A 13,774-nucleotide genomic window follows, 5' to 3' on the forward strand; every position below is an offset into this window, starting at 1 on the left:
CGATTCCTTCGCATTATACCGATAGTTCTTAGTTCGAGAATATCACTTTATACCTTTATTGTAAATTGAAATTTAATGAAAGAAAATAGTTCTATTATCATCATTGCGCTTCCTTTGATCAATATGCGCTCAAGATGCCTGAAAATGCCGTTCTGGGTATTTCACTGTAACCGTCGCCTCGAAAATCATTCCCGAGCATAGCGGATAAATTTTTCACATCCCGATCGTACTCTCCATGATTGGTCCATATTTTCTTTAAATAGATGCTTCGTTTATCTGGGGACAAATAATATATCGCGCGATATTCAGGTGAGCAGCTCATCCGATAAAGGGAATACTCGTTGCCCTTGGAGACATCTGACCACTGATATTCGTGATGCATAGTGTCTTGATACTTTTTATTTTCCGGGATTTCTGCATAGCGGTTCCAATCTGGCAGGAATTGGTTTATCAATGTATTGAGTTCCGCTTTCAACGACAGATATTTTGCTTCGGATACGTAGATGCTAGGAAAATAATGGTATCCCTGTGCTTTCAGTTTGTCAGCCAGAAAAGGCGAAAAAGTAATCAGACCCTCATCACGATAAAATACTTCTGGATAGTTTTCAACTTCCCGCTTCATTTCGTCCGGCAATGGATCCCACTCAAGGATTCCATTGAATGAATAGTTTGATAAACAATAGAAGCGCTGGATCGCATCCCTGACTTCTCCCGTAGCGTAGCTTTCCATGTTCAGTTTGAGCGGCATTCTCGGCACAGCAATCAGATGGCTGGAATCCTCGAATTGATACCACGCTTCGTAACCGTTCAATTCCCCGACCAGATGAGCCAACATTGTAATTGTTTTATATCCTCCGATAGGCGCAAATATGACCTGTTCTTTCGCTTCTTCCAGGCTGCTGAACAAGTTGTTGAGAACGCGAACCAATTCGTGCATCCCTTGCATCATCGTCTTTGGCTCATTCATATTCAGGCCCGCTATCCGATGGTATCGCACGCAAACAGTTGGATACAATTCCTTTAGGCAAGCTCCCACCCCTGTTGCGGCTGACCCGCCGTTCGGAGTATCGCTGTGAATAAGGTGAATTTCAGCCGGAGCATCATAAAACGCGTCTTGCTGTTGCCAGCTCCTCATCACGGTCATTTCTGCACTGATGGATTGATGAAGCAACACGGGATTCTCCGAAAGCTTTTCCTTTATTAATCTTGACCATTCCTTCTCATCACACAACTGGTCTTTATATTTGCTGAAAACATTGTTGCCGGATAAAAAGGAAGTTCCTGTTGTCAGGATCGCATATTGCTTCTTTTTTCTGTATCCCATTTTTTATTATTGCCCCTTTACTTGATCGATATGCCTTCTGCTTTTTAATTCGCCTCTGCCCAGAGAGATAGTCATCATCAGAGGATATAGAAATCTTCCAGTTCATCCTCCATGATTTCCCCTTGGCTGATTACTTCAGCATCAACTGGCAAGGTGTACATCCGGATATTATCTCCGTCGTCATAAAAATCCGAAAAATAATCCATCAATTTTTTCCTGAACGCATGATTTCCCTTGCATTCAAAGACAGACCTCTGGACCCTCGTGCCTCTGGCTAATAGAAACTTTGTGATTTTCCTTCTCTTTTTGTTATCAGAAATATCGAACGCAACCACCATCAGATACTGTGTTTCCCCCATCATGCTCACCTACCTCAACAGGAATGGCTTATAGGTTTCCGGAGACATTTCCCGCATCGCTTGCCACAGATCACCCGCTTGCTTTTCCAATGCTTCCCGATACGTGATGCCGGTATTTTCCTGATATACGGTATTGGTGGTCATCTTATGCTCGAACCCCTGTACAAATATTTTGATTCCTTCGTCTGTGATGTAAACCCCATCTTTATCTGCAACCGTATAGAAATGTTCCATCGTTAGATTCTTACTGTGCAGCAGCGAGAGCACGAGACTGTCCACTATGACGGGTCGCCACTCTTCCGTCAGGTCGCTTGCCAGCGTCGGGTGGTGCAAAGAGTCACTGTGGTAAAAACCGCAAAACGGATGCAGCCCATTTTGTTCTATGGCCGCATAGATTTCATACATCAGGATCGTATAACCAAAACTCAATAGGCTATTGACCGGATCTTTTGGCGGCATACGATTACGGCCATTAAAACGGAATTCCTCGGATAATGAGCTGCTTATGCCATCGAAGTACGTTCTGGCCGCTATGCCTTCATAACCACGTAATTCATCTATCGTGTGGGCTTCATCAATTTTATCCCGATAAATCCCCATGTTGCACATAATGTCGCTGCTTGCATCGGTTGGATTATCAGCATCGCGGAAAATTCTTCTCAAGAGAACTTGCTGATTATTTAGTTTGCCTTTCACAAAGCGCTTGCTCAAGGCCAAAGAAAAATCATCCTCCTCCGACAGCATGAACTGCTTCCGCTGCCGTTCGATGTGCTGATGCTTGGTGGACTGCAATTTTCCGTAAAATTCGCCATACTTCGACAGGAAGGTGGCAACCACTCCCTTCTTTAAGCATGCCTTCATCAATTGCGTGGATAATTGGATATTCCCGATAATAAGCATGCCCGAAACCTTCTCAAATGGAATTTCCGTTCTTTTTTCTGGCACTTCAACAACCAATCTACCGTTTTGATACCCGCATTTGCCGCAATCATTTATCACATATACAGTACTCATGACATCACCCCTACCGACATTTTTGAAGCGTTTTCAAAAACACGTCATTTAAACTTCATCGCTATATGCATATTTAATAGTTTAGCGCTGTTTATTTCTGGCCCCTTATTGGGGAGGTGTTTCTTAACTTCACAATCTGTGTAAACGGACTGTATGATATTGACGGGTTTCCGACCCCTTATTGGGGAGATGTTTCTTAACTTGAATGATATTGAGTTCGATATAGAGTCTATGGAGTATGGGTTTCCGACCCCTCATTGGGGAGATGTTTCTTAACTCTGCAGACATCAATGTCCGTTATTTGTCCAGTATTGGGTTTCCGACCCCTCATTGGGGAGATGTTTCTTAACGCTAGGGCAGGAGGTATGGGCAGTCATGGGTATAGTAGGTTTCCGACCCCTCATTGGGGAGATGTTTCTTAACCCTGTCAGCTGAATCCCTTGGGGGACGTGGGCTAAATGTGGCATTTGCGGGAGGAACACGATCTTTCAGATTATTTTCGTACTCAATCTGTGGAAAACAGGTTCAAACCCTTATTGCTGTAGTTGCGGGAGGCTTTCTAAAAAATAATCATTTTAAATGTGTAGCATCATTTTATCGATGGAATTCAGCAATAAAATCATTTGCAACTAATATTAATATTATATCAAACCATCTAGATAAAAACAGCTAATGTAACTAAATATATTCATTTTCGTTTAATTTGTTAATCGTATAGTTCATGTTCCTTATGCTGTGTGAAAAACAGTGGAATTAGTGATGCATTTAAAATATAGCTTCAACCTTTTTGATAAAAAAAAATTCCTCTGCACGGTTGGTGAGCTGAGTTTACCAACCGTGTAGAGGATTGCTAATATTCAGGAATAAGAATTTAGAAAACTATATTTTGTAAATGAATTGAATATGTCTTTTTCAATCCCTTGGCGATGTGACTTACAGGAGAATATAAGCATCGTTAATGCTTGGTAGAAAAATTTCGGCCTTATCAATTGCTCTGGCGTATGCTCAGTTCAGTTTCCACTCAATAACACCGTTGGTGGGAAAGGTATCAATCTCGTCTGATAAAACCACCCTAATAGTTTAATGCAACATCAGTGCCCGGCTATTTGAAATACGGCTTGAGTTGTTCCAATTCCGCTTCGTTGAGCGGCCGATAACTGCCGGGTGGAATCGATTCGTCCAGTTCGATTGGTCCCATCGTCAGCCGTTTCAGGTAGGTGACTTTCTTGCCGACCGAAAGGAACATCTTCTTCACTTGGTGGAATTTCCCTTCGCTGATGTCCAACAGCACGCGGCTTTCGTCGTCCTCTTGGCTGAGGATGGTCAAATGGGCCGGCTTGCAGGTAGTTCCGCCGTGGAAGACGATCCCTTCGGCGAAGGCTTCCTGATCGGCGGCGGTCACGCGCTCGTTCACGACGACTTCATAGCGCTTCGTCACTTTTTTGTGCGGCAGCAACAGCTGATATCCCAGTTGCCCGTTGTCCGTGATCAGCAGCAGCCCTTCCGTGTCCTTGTCCAGCCGTCCCACAGGATAGAGGCCCGGTCTGCGGTCGGACGGGTCGATCAGATCGATGACGGTCCGGTTGCCTTCATCGGATACCGCCGTCACAACTCCAGCCGGCTTGTGCAGCATGTAGTAGACATTGGTCCGATGCGTCAGCGTTTCCCCCGAGACGATGACCGTCTGGAGCTGCGGATCGACATTGTGACTGTCCGCCAGCACGATTTCCCCGTCGATGCTGACCTGTTTGCTTCTGATCAATTTTTTCACTTGTCCTCGCGAACCGTAGCCGCATTCGCTGAGCAGTTTGTCCAATCGCATCCATCCTCATCCTTTCCGTTTTTATTGCAGTCCTTACATTCTAAGCGGAACGGATCTTTGTTGCAAGCGGCATCCATGGATTACCAAAAAAATCCCCCCCGTTTGTGTATCATCTCGAGGGGAATGTTTTATCTTCAATTTCAATCAGGCGAGGCGCCATTATTCCGAATTTGTTCACCACAGGATCCAGGTTCTTTCTGTTGATGCAAAGATACAGATCCTTATCGCTTGCCAACAGCATCTTCAACGCCCGGCAGAACCCTTTCCTTTGCAGTTCGACCGGGCCAATCTCATCCAGCAGGATGGTCCGGATCAACGGGTCGGAAAGGAAATCCCGGATGGCCTGCTCGGCAGCCACGAGGGGCTCCCGCAGGAAAGTGAAGCGGTCGAACCCGAAGCTGTCCTTTTGAAGCGGCACTGCATCAGGATTGCTTAATCTGATGAACGGAAGTGTCTCTCCTGTCGCCAGTCTTTTCAGGTCATAGCCTTCGAACGCACCCTGCTCCGAAAAAACTTTGATGCTGGCGAAACCGTCGGCCGTACAGACAGGCAGCTCATGGTAGAGCCTGATCAGCTCCGTTGTCTTTCCGGAGTTCATTTCACCTGTGATGATGTTCACTCGTCCCATGCCGTCCCCCCTAAAACGCAAGCGTCAGCATGATGGCCGTCGCCAGCGCCGCATAGGCAACAACTGGTGTCACCTCAACAACGCGTGCTGTTTTTTCGATTTTCAGATAAACAAACATCAGGATAGCATTCACAAAGCTTTCCAAAAGCAGGAAGCGCAGACTGACCTGCAGTCCGTCCGTCACAAGCGCGGCCGGCAGATCGATGAGCGAAATCAGGAATAGATAAATGAGAAAGACCGCTCGCCAAAGGACGCCCATCGAAAAAACCGACGCGAAGCCGACATCAGTTTTCCTTCTTTCGGCATAGGCGAATACGAGCGCCACCGCCAGCCCTTCCAATAGGATCGAAAGGGCCGGATTGAGTATCCTGATCGGGACGTTCCCCGTAATCAGGAAATCGCAGCACTTGATCAACGCCGCGACCAGTGCCACCTGAAAGACCGCATCGGCCTTCCCGCTCGCCAAGTAGCTTTTCCTCATGAAATAAAAGGCGACAGGGAACATCACGAATCCCGGAACTCCGGGGAGTTGGATCGCGGCCATGTGCAATACATAACCCAGTGTCGCCTCGGCTATCCCCCAAAGCGAACCCCAGTAGACAATCTGAATGGCTTTCTTGTTCATTTCGCCAGCCCCTTTCCGATGAAATCCTCCAGCAGCTGCAAGGATACATGCCGCCGATAGTCCGCTGTGGAACGGATGTCGTCCAACGGCGCAAGCAGTTCCCCATATCGCGTGCGCAACGATTCTATTTTTGAATCCAGTTCCGTTTCCGCTGTCCCTATCAAAATCTCTTCGCAGGCCCTGTCCCTGACGGCAGTCGGAGCTACGGAACCGAATGCGATCCGCACGTCTTCGATGATACCGTCTTTCTTGATCGCCACCGCATAGAAACTCGCCTTGGAGATGGCGTTGACTTTCCTTCCGCCGATTTTCCGGTAATAAACTATCGGAAATTCAGAAACCGGTATCATGATTTCCGTCACCAGTTCATCGGGTTGAAGCAGCGTCTGTTTGGCAAAGGTGATGAATTGTGCGACAGGCAGTTTGCGTGTCCCATGCATGGACGCCAGGGTAACCTCCGCATCAAGCGCATAGAGCATCGGCAGGCTGTCACCGGATGCGGAGGCGTTGCAAAGGTTTCCCGCCAACGTCCCCATATTCCGGATGGATGGTGAAGCCATCTCGCGGATCGGCAAAGTGATGTAGTCAGGAACCCAGGAATGTTCCATTAGTTCGGAAAGCGTGACGGCTGCGCCGATGATAAGCTTGCCCTCTGCGATTTCGATGCGCTTAAGCTCCGCGATATTCCCGATATGCAACACATCCAGCGGGAAATCCGGCGGCATGCCGTTCCAACGCCTGTATTTCACCATCACATCGGTTCCGCCGTTGATGACTAGGGTCTCGTGCTGCCCCCTGATCCGCAGCGCCTCCTCCAAAGTTTCCGGAACGAATACGTTCACCATAACCCTTCACTCTCCCTTGATGCGGCCAGGATGGCATCAACGATCATCGTATAGCCGGTGCAACGGCACAGGTTCCCGGAGATGCCTTCCCTTACCTCCGCTTCAGTCGGATGGGGATTTTTCGAGAGCAATGCTTCCGCCCCCATAATGATGCCCGGCGTGCAGAAACCGCATTGGACGCTGCCGTACTCCGCCAATTTATTTTTCAGCAGCTGGAACCTTTCCGTATCCCGGTAGCCTTCGATTGTCCAGATGTTTTTTCCTGCAACCATGGCTGCCGTGATCAGACAGGAATTGACCAAGCGGCCATCCAACAGCACGGCGCAGGCGCCGCACTCGCCTTCCCCGCAACCTTCCTTGGCCCCTTTGCAATCAAGGTCCTCCCTTATGATATCGAGCAGCCTTCTGGCGGGATCCGTCTTCAGTTCGACTGCTTGCCCATTCAGTTTGAAAGAAATGACTTCCATCATGTCATCAGCTCCCTTATGTATTCCGGGGTCACCGGGATACGGTCGATTTTTTTGCCGATTGCCTGTTCCACTGCGGCCGCAAATGCCGGAGCGGCTCCAATCATCGGCAACTCTCCTAACCCTTTGGCCCCGAACGGCCCTCCAGCATAAGGGTTTTCGATCAATTCAAACGCGATCCGCGGAAAGTCCACGGCCGCGGGGATCAGATACTCGGAAAGACTGTCTTGCAGCAATTTTCCTCCCGTGGACTGCAGCCTTTCCATGGCTGCGTACCCCAATCCCTGCATGATGCCGCCTTCGATCTGGCCCTGCACGATCTTTTCGTCTATCGGCGTTCCGATATCATATACCGCCCAAACGCCTTTGGTTTCGACTTCATACGTTACCGGATCGACTTCCACTTCGACGACGTTGGCCCCCCAGGAATATTCCGGATAAGCATTCCCGGCCAATTTTTCGCTGTCCCAGGACAAGTGTTCCGGATAAACGTAATCCTTCGCCACTTCGAATGTTTCCTCAGTCCAACGCTGTTTCATTTCGACAGCGCATTCCTGAAGCAGGCGTCCGACGATAATGACGGTCCGGGATGCGACAGTAGGGCCTGAATCTGGACAGTCCGCGGTGTCCGGATAGGTCAGTTTGACTTGTCCGATCGGGATGTCCAAGGTTTGGGCGACGATTTTGCGCAAGGTGGTCAGAGCCCCTTGGCCGATTTCGGTGCTCGATACAAAAATACCAACCGTTCCGTCCGCATACTTCTTCAGCTTTACCCGCGATTTCAGCAATTCCGCTTCTCCTGATCCAGTGAAGCCGCAGCCATGGAAGAAGAACGAGCAGCCGATTCCCTTCCAGAAACCCTTGTCTGATCCGAATGCGCCATGCTTCTCCTGATAACCGGACGATCTGTTCACAGCATCGGCGATTTCAGCCAGTTTGATGTCGGAATGGAAGACGCCACCGGTCGAAGAAGTGTCCCCTTTTTTCAGGAAATAACTCCTCCGCCATTCCATCGGATCGACTCCCAATTCGGTCGCGATGTGCGCCATATGCATTTCGATGGCGAAGAATGCCTGCGGTCCGCCGAAGCCCCGGAACGCACCGGTCACGATGTTGTTGGTCGCATAGGCCTTCCCCGTCACCTTCAGGTTCGGGATATCATAGACGCCGCAGACGGAGAAAATCGACCGCTGCAGCACGACGCTGGAGAGGCCTGCATAGGCTCCGGCATCCAGCTTGACGTCGATTTCCCGGGCGATGATGCGCCCTTCCGCATCCAGATGGCTCTTGATACGGATGATGCTAGGATGGCGCTTGGTCGAGGCGCGGATGTCCTCCGGCCTGTCGAAAAGCAATTGGACCGGTTTTCCCGTCTTGATGGCGGCCAAAGCAGCGTGCACTCCCGGAATCGAAGGATATTCCTCCTTGCCACCGAAGCCTCCGCCCGTCGGCAGCTGGACGACACGCACCCGGTCATCCCCCCAGCCGAGCGCCTGCTTCAAGCCACTGTGGATGTAATACGGACACTGCATCGAGCCGTAAACAGAGACGCGCTTACCGTCGTAGATTGCCAGCATCGCTTGCGGCTCGATATAGACATGCTCCTGATAGCCTGTGCGGAACTCATCTTCGATCACCCGGACTGCCTGCGCTACGGCCGCATCCGGATCGCCTTTCATGTATTCATAACCGACAAAATAGGGTTTGTCTCCGTAAATGAAAGAATCCGTTTGTTCCATGGCAGCCTCGATTGATAGGATCGGCTGCAGCAATTCGTAGTCCACTTCTATTTTTCCGATGATGTCGAGTATGATTTCCTTATCCGACCCAATGACCAAAAGGATCGGCTGGCCGATATAATTGACTTCATCCACAGCCAAAAACGGCTGATCCTCGTACACAATCGGCACGATATTCTTGCCGGGGATATCATGGTAGTCGATGACCGTGTACCCTTCCGGCAGCTCCGGCAAACGGATTGCGCGAATTTTCGCGCGCGGCACCTCGGAGCGCAATGTCCTTGCGTAGAGCATGCCCTCCGGATGCAAGTCGGCGCAGTATTTCGCTTTCCCTTCGACCTTGTCATCAAAATCGAAACGCCTGATGGATTTGCTGATGGTTTCCATCTCTTCACCTCACTTCTTTCGTTCGAAAATACTCCACTGCCTTGGCGTAATCCTCCGGCGTATCGATGTCCCAAAGAATCTCCGGACGGTCCACCGCGATGATTTTCGCTTTGTTTGCGCTTATGTATTCCTGCAGGCTTTGGCAGCGTTCGTCCACCAATAGGCCTTCGATCGCACAGCGGCTCAACAGGACCGGATGCCCACACTTCCCCTGATAGGCCGGCAGAACGATATCCCCTTTACCGGCCAACAGTTTTTCACAGACTTCATGGGTGATGAATGGGCAGTCGCCGGGCAGGATGAGGACATACTCCGCATCTGTATGCCGTAAGCCGAGCCGCATGGAGGAGAACATGCCTTTTTCGCAGTCCGGATTGTGAACGAAGACGACTTCCGCTTCTGGACAATGTCCGGCCGAAACCATCACCGCTTCGGCATGGAATCCCGTCACGACGATGACCTTGCTGCAGAACGGGCGTAGGCTACCGATGCTTCTTTGGATCACTGTCCAGCCGCCCAAGTCCATCGTCATTTTTGATTTTCCCGCCATCCGGGAGGATCTCCCGGCAGCCAAGATGACGCCTTCCGTTCCCATCACATCAACCCTTCCCGAAACAAAAAAGACATCGCTTACATTTATGGACTGGTTTGTTGTACCCTGTGCCTTCATTATACACCCGATTGTTCTGCCTTTGCGTTCCCCACTAATTTCCACATTAATTTCTAATCTTTTTCATACATTTTTCCAGCTAGGTCTGCTACACTATCCACTATGCAAAAGTAAGTCGTATTCATCATTAAGGAAAGCTGGTTTTACACATGTTCATCCAAGCTAGAAAACTATCCATCGCCCGCGGTTTCTCCAACGCCGCTGTCAATAAATTCAAGACCAGCACGCTGCTGCCACAACAACCCGGTTTCCACAGCGTCGAAACCTATGTCCGTTCGGTCAACAATGAGAGCGAGGAAGTGCTCGTCCTGATCAAATGGGAATCCAAAAAAAATTGGCAGAACTGGGGAAAAAGAGACCGAAATACCTATTGGGCATGGAAATGAACTACTACGAGAGTTTCTGACAACAGTTTTCAATACTTACTTTTTTGAAATGTATCCTGTATTGTACTTGCGCAGATGTTGCGTGTTGATTGTCTGATTCTTCGTGGTTATCGGACAAGCTGAAGCTCGCTTGCATGCTGGTTGTCCGATTCTTCGTGGTTATCAGACAAGCTGAAGCTCGTTTGCGTGCTAGTTGTCTGATTCTTCGTGGTTATCGGACAAGCTGAAGCTCGCTTGCATGCTGGTTGTCCGATTCTTCGTGGGTATCGGACAACCAGCAGCTCAAACGCATACAACCAAGCCCCGCGCAAGTGAATCATGCGCGGGGCTTGGTTTATGGCTTCACATCATTTTTTCCTGCCAGCTCCGTCGGGATTTCCGTCAACGCCGCGTTCAAAGGCTGCCAAATGTTTTTCGGATGCGGCCATCAAGCGTTCAAAGACACTTCTGACATCTTCCGGCAAATCTTCGGCCTCAAGGAATTGCCCATAGACAGAGATGTTTTCGATTTCGCCTGCCACGCCTTTTTCAAAACTTTCCGCTAAGGACGCCGGCAACACGATTCGGGCCTCCGCTTCATTTTCCGGAACCTCAAATCCGTAAGTTTCGAACAGCGGCAACAGCAAGGAAATGTGTGTGCCCTCAGCCTTGGCGATGCTCGTGAAAGGTTTGACCGTTCCAAATGCCTCCATGATTGCGAGATAGGAAGCTTCGGCCATGTATTCATCCTGGATGGCGTAAACCAACATTTCTTCTATAGTATACGTTTCGCCTTCGCTGACCGCTGCTGCACCATATAACTCTTCCTCCTCGGATGCCATGACACCGGTGCTGCCGAACAATAAGACTGTCAAAGCCCCGCCCACTACTCCGTTCATCCATTTTTTCATTTCGATCCGCTCCTTTTTTGTATGCTTCGTGATTTTCTTTTCTACAGGTTCAGTATAGGAAAGAAGTATGTCGAAAGCATGGCAAAACCAGGGCGGAAAGACAACGTTTTCAAAACTGGAAAAGGAAGAGTGTGAAAGTCACTCCCCTACTTCTGAATTGGTGCTTTTGATTTCCCAATGGATGACGAGCGTCAGCACGACCCGCAGGATGACGATGGCAGACAGGACGATGAATTCATCGATTGTCTGGATGATGACCGTCTTCAGTATTTCCGCGGCCAGTTTGAATTCCAGACTGAAAGCCAGCGCTTTGGCCAATTCGAGTTTCGGTTGGTTGTTGTTCAGATTCAGCTTGTCCATAATGAACAGATACAATGACTTGACGCAGCCATAAAGGATGATCAGGACACCGATGCCCTCGATCAGGCTCGCAAGTGTTGGGATGACTTCGGTTAAGACTGCATGCAGATTCATGATACGCCTCCTTTATGTACTTGAGATAATCTGGTGAAACGATTTATTTTTTGATCTGTTTCTTTTTTTCTCCGCTTCTTCGACCCGGAAGCGGACGATCCGGCGCACAAGCTCGTATGGGATAGGTTTCGTCAGCGGAAATTGGATGGCGCCTTTTGAAGTCTTGTAATCCGTCAATTCTTCCTTGAAAGCTGCAACGCCGCTCGGTGCGGGATAGAAGCCGATATGATTTTTCTGCAAACCAAAATGCACAAGGTTCCCATTCTGGTAGAAGGTTGGCATCTGATAGCTGATTTTCTCCGTCGCATCGGGCGCTTCTTCCTTTATCACCTGGCGTAATTCCTGCAGGATTACCTGGATATCCTCATCGTAGCGGCTGATGTATGCATCAATCGTTTCAATTTTTATAGCTGATTCTTCCATTTCAGTCCACCTCAATAGTCTGGATTTTTCGTTGTTTGCGTTCCTGTGAATAGTATATCATATAGCGATGCAAGTGCTTGCAAGCTTGACGGATAGTAGGTATGATGATGTCAAAGGAGAGAAAAAAACTGGACAAGCCCGCTCCCTAATCCCAATGCCTACAGACACTGATTCTGACTAACGCAACTATAATCGGAAAGTCTGGTTGCAGATTCACAACCCAATAAGGGAGTGAGAAAGATGCGCAATATTCTTAAAAAAACCAAAAAATTCCTCAAAAAATTTGGACCTGGCATCATCACCGGAGCCTCTGATGATGATCCATCGGGAATCGTCACCTACTCACAGACCGGCGCCATGTTCGGCCTTCATCTGCTGTGGCTTTCTCCGATTTCGTGCATCTTTGCGATTGCCATCCAAGAAATGTGCGGACGGATCGGGCTGGTTTCGGGTAAAGGGCTGACAGGGATCATGAAAGAATCCTACCCTAAATGGATAAGCTATCCGGCAATCTCCCTTCTGTTCATCGCCAATACGATCAACATCGGTGCCGATCTTGGCGCGATGGCCGCGGTAGCTCAGATGGTGCTCGGCTTGCCCTTCATCTTTTGGATCCTGTTCATGACTGCCCTGACCTTGATCCTGGAAATTTTTATGGATTACAAAAATTATTCAAAATTCCTGATGTTGCTGACGCTTTCCCTGTTCGCTTATTTCTTCACGGCATTCACGGTCCGCCAGGATTGGGGCGCTGTCCTTCAGCATACCCTTATCCCAACCTTTTACCCTTCCCGGGAATTTACGCTAAATGTGGTGGCTTTTTTAGGGACGACGATTTCCCCTTACCTGTTTTTTTGGCAAGCGGATGAAGAAGTGGAAAAAGAGATTGTCGAGCATAAAATAAAAGGGATCGGCATCGGAAAACCCCGCATCTTTGTCAAGGATATCCAGGATATGAAGATTGATACGATTGTCGGGATGTTTTTTACGACAGTCACTGCTTTCATGATTGTGCTGACGACAGCCGGGACCCTTCACCTTAGCGGCATCACCACCATCAATTCTGCTTCGGAGGCCGCTCAAGCGCTTCGGCCCTTGGTGGGAGACTTCGCCTATTGGCTGTTCGCTTTGGGCATCATCGGAACAGGCCTGCTTGGTGTGCCTGTTTTGGCCGGATCCTCATCCTACGCCATTTCCGAATTTTTTGGTTGGGAGACGGGTCTGGGTAAGAAACTGAAGGAGGCGCATGGTTTCTATGGCGTCATCACCATCGCCACGCTCATCGGACTGACGATCAATTTTGTCGGGATCGATCCGATGAGAGCTTTGTACTATTCCGCAGCCATCAATGGTTTGATGGCCCCGCCCCTGATGCTCCTGATCCTCTTCATCGGCAACAATAAAAAGGTGATGGGTAGCCATACGAATCGCCGTTTGGGAAATGTGGTCGGCGGCATTGCGACGCTGGTGATGTTCGGCATCGGCGTAGTGTTCTTGAAGGATTTGTTCGGATTTTAGCGGACAACCCAACTGCGGCAAACACTTCCTTCATCGGGAATTTCAGGCGCTTCCGGCGGCGTTTTCCCGGCGAGCATTCCTTCGTCGGGAATTCCATGCATTTGAAGTGCTTTTTTGCACCTTTTCACTTATTTTAAGGATGTAATTCCATTTTCATAAAAATGTGTTATGATATGGATTGAAAATTTGAACGGTAAAGAAAG

General features: G+C 49.0%; 15 protein-coding genes and 1 CRISPR repeat array. Of the genes, 2 read left to right on the forward strand and 13 right to left on the reverse strand.

Annotated features, from left to right (window positions below; all coding sequences use genetic code 11):
* Positions 1-118 precede the first annotated feature (118 nt).
* The 10 genes from ACKPBX_RS05220 to ACKPBX_RS05265 all read right to left on the reverse strand — a co-directional run bounded on the left by ACKPBX_RS05220 (position 119) and on the right by ACKPBX_RS05265 (position 9,805).
* The gene (locus ACKPBX_RS05220) at positions 119-1,324 is read right to left on the reverse strand and encodes a hypothetical protein (RefSeq protein ID WP_319996188.1); all 1,206 of its coding nucleotides are present in this window, start codon (positions 1,322-1,324) and stop codon (positions 119-121) included.
* Positions 1,325-1,401: 77 nt separating this feature from the next.
* On the reverse strand, positions 1,402-1,686 hold the full coding sequence (cas2, locus tag ACKPBX_RS05225) for a CRISPR-associated endonuclease Cas2 (protein ID WP_319996189.1): 285 nt from the start codon (positions 1,684-1,686) through the stop codon (positions 1,402-1,404).
* A 6-nt stretch (positions 1,687-1,692) separates the two neighbouring features.
* Positions 1,693-2,697 (reverse strand): CRISPR-associated endonuclease Cas1, encoded by a 1,005-nt coding sequence (gene cas1, locus ACKPBX_RS05230; RefSeq protein WP_319996190.1) that lies wholly within the window; start codon positions 2,695-2,697, stop codon positions 1,693-1,695.
* A 92-nt stretch (positions 2,698-2,789) separates the two neighbouring features.
* Positions 2,790-3,120: a CRISPR direct-repeat array (repeat unit 36 nt; unit sequence GGTTTCCGACCCCTCATTGGGGAGATGTTTCTTAAC).
* Positions 3,121-3,799: 679 nt separating this feature from the next.
* Entirely contained in the window at positions 3,800-4,519 is a 720-nt protein-coding gene (locus tag ACKPBX_RS05235; RefSeq protein ID WP_319996191.1) for a pseudouridine synthase, read from the reverse strand.
* Between the two features lie 109 nt (positions 4,520-4,628).
* Complete coding sequence (locus ACKPBX_RS05240) at positions 4,629-5,147, reverse strand: nucleoside-triphosphatase (RefSeq protein ID WP_319996192.1); 519 nt, start codon at positions 5,145-5,147, stop codon at positions 4,629-4,631.
* A gap of 10 nt (positions 5,148-5,157) precedes the next feature.
* A complete protein-coding gene (locus tag ACKPBX_RS05245; protein WP_319996193.1) occupies positions 5,158-5,772 on the reverse strand; it encodes a hypothetical protein in 615 nt (204 codons plus the stop codon).
* The gene (locus ACKPBX_RS05250; protein ID WP_319996194.1) at positions 5,769-6,617 is read right to left on the reverse strand and encodes an FAD binding domain-containing protein; all 849 of its coding nucleotides are present in this window, start codon (positions 6,615-6,617) and stop codon (positions 5,769-5,771) included. Before ACKPBX_RS05250 ends, ACKPBX_RS05245 begins: the two co-directional genes overlap by 4 nt.
* Positions 6,611-7,087 carry a (2Fe-2S)-binding protein gene (locus tag ACKPBX_RS05255; RefSeq protein ID WP_319996195.1) on the reverse strand — a complete coding sequence of 159 codons (477 nt, stop codon included), beginning with the start codon at positions 7,085-7,087 and terminating at the stop codon, positions 6,611-6,613. Before ACKPBX_RS05255 ends, ACKPBX_RS05250 begins: the two co-directional genes overlap by 7 nt.
* Positions 7,084-9,210 (reverse strand): xanthine dehydrogenase family protein molybdopterin-binding subunit, encoded by a 2,127-nt coding sequence (locus ACKPBX_RS05260; protein ID WP_319996196.1) that lies wholly within the window; start codon positions 9,208-9,210, stop codon positions 7,084-7,086. Before ACKPBX_RS05260 ends, ACKPBX_RS05255 begins: the two co-directional genes overlap by 4 nt.
* A gap of 4 nt (positions 9,211-9,214) precedes the next feature.
* Complete coding sequence (locus tag ACKPBX_RS05265; RefSeq protein ID WP_319996409.1) at positions 9,215-9,805, reverse strand: nucleotidyltransferase family protein; 591 nt, start codon at positions 9,803-9,805, stop codon at positions 9,215-9,217.
* A gap of 224 nt (positions 9,806-10,029) precedes the next feature.
* On the opposite strand from ACKPBX_RS05265, the gene ACKPBX_RS05270 reads away from it, so the two are divergent.
* Positions 10,030-10,266 carry an antibiotic biosynthesis monooxygenase gene (locus ACKPBX_RS05270; RefSeq protein WP_319996197.1) on the forward strand — a complete coding sequence of 79 codons (237 nt, stop codon included), beginning with the start codon at positions 10,030-10,032 and terminating at the stop codon, positions 10,264-10,266.
* 347 nt (positions 10,267-10,613) lie between these two features.
* Here the strand turns inward: ACKPBX_RS05270 and ACKPBX_RS05275 are convergent, their stop codons facing one another.
* From ACKPBX_RS05275 to ACKPBX_RS05285, 3 genes are all read right to left on the reverse strand, one after another.
* On the reverse strand, positions 10,614-11,156 hold the full coding sequence (locus tag ACKPBX_RS05275; RefSeq protein WP_319996198.1) for a DUF2202 domain-containing protein: 543 nt from the start codon (positions 11,154-11,156) through the stop codon (positions 10,614-10,616).
* A 138-nt stretch (positions 11,157-11,294) separates the two neighbouring features.
* Entirely contained in the window at positions 11,295-11,630 is a 336-nt protein-coding gene (locus ACKPBX_RS05280; RefSeq protein WP_319996199.1) for a DUF1622 domain-containing protein, read from the reverse strand.
* 12 nt (positions 11,631-11,642) lie between these two features.
* Positions 11,643-12,053: an iron chaperone gene (locus ACKPBX_RS05285; RefSeq protein WP_319996200.1), complete on the reverse strand. Its 411-nt coding sequence runs from the start codon at positions 12,051-12,053 to the stop codon at positions 11,643-11,645.
* Between the two features lie 240 nt (positions 12,054-12,293).
* Between ACKPBX_RS05285 and ACKPBX_RS05290 the strand changes: the two genes are divergently transcribed.
* Positions 12,294-13,571: an NRAMP family divalent metal transporter gene (locus tag ACKPBX_RS05290; protein WP_319996201.1), complete on the forward strand. Its 1,278-nt coding sequence runs from the start codon at positions 12,294-12,296 to the stop codon at positions 13,569-13,571.
* The last annotated feature ends 203 nt before the right edge of the window (positions 13,572-13,774 follow it).

This window comes from Trichococcus shcherbakoviae (assembly GCF_963666195.1).
Taxonomy (GTDB): Bacteria; Bacillota; Bacilli; order Lactobacillales; family Aerococcaceae; genus Trichococcus; species Trichococcus shcherbakoviae.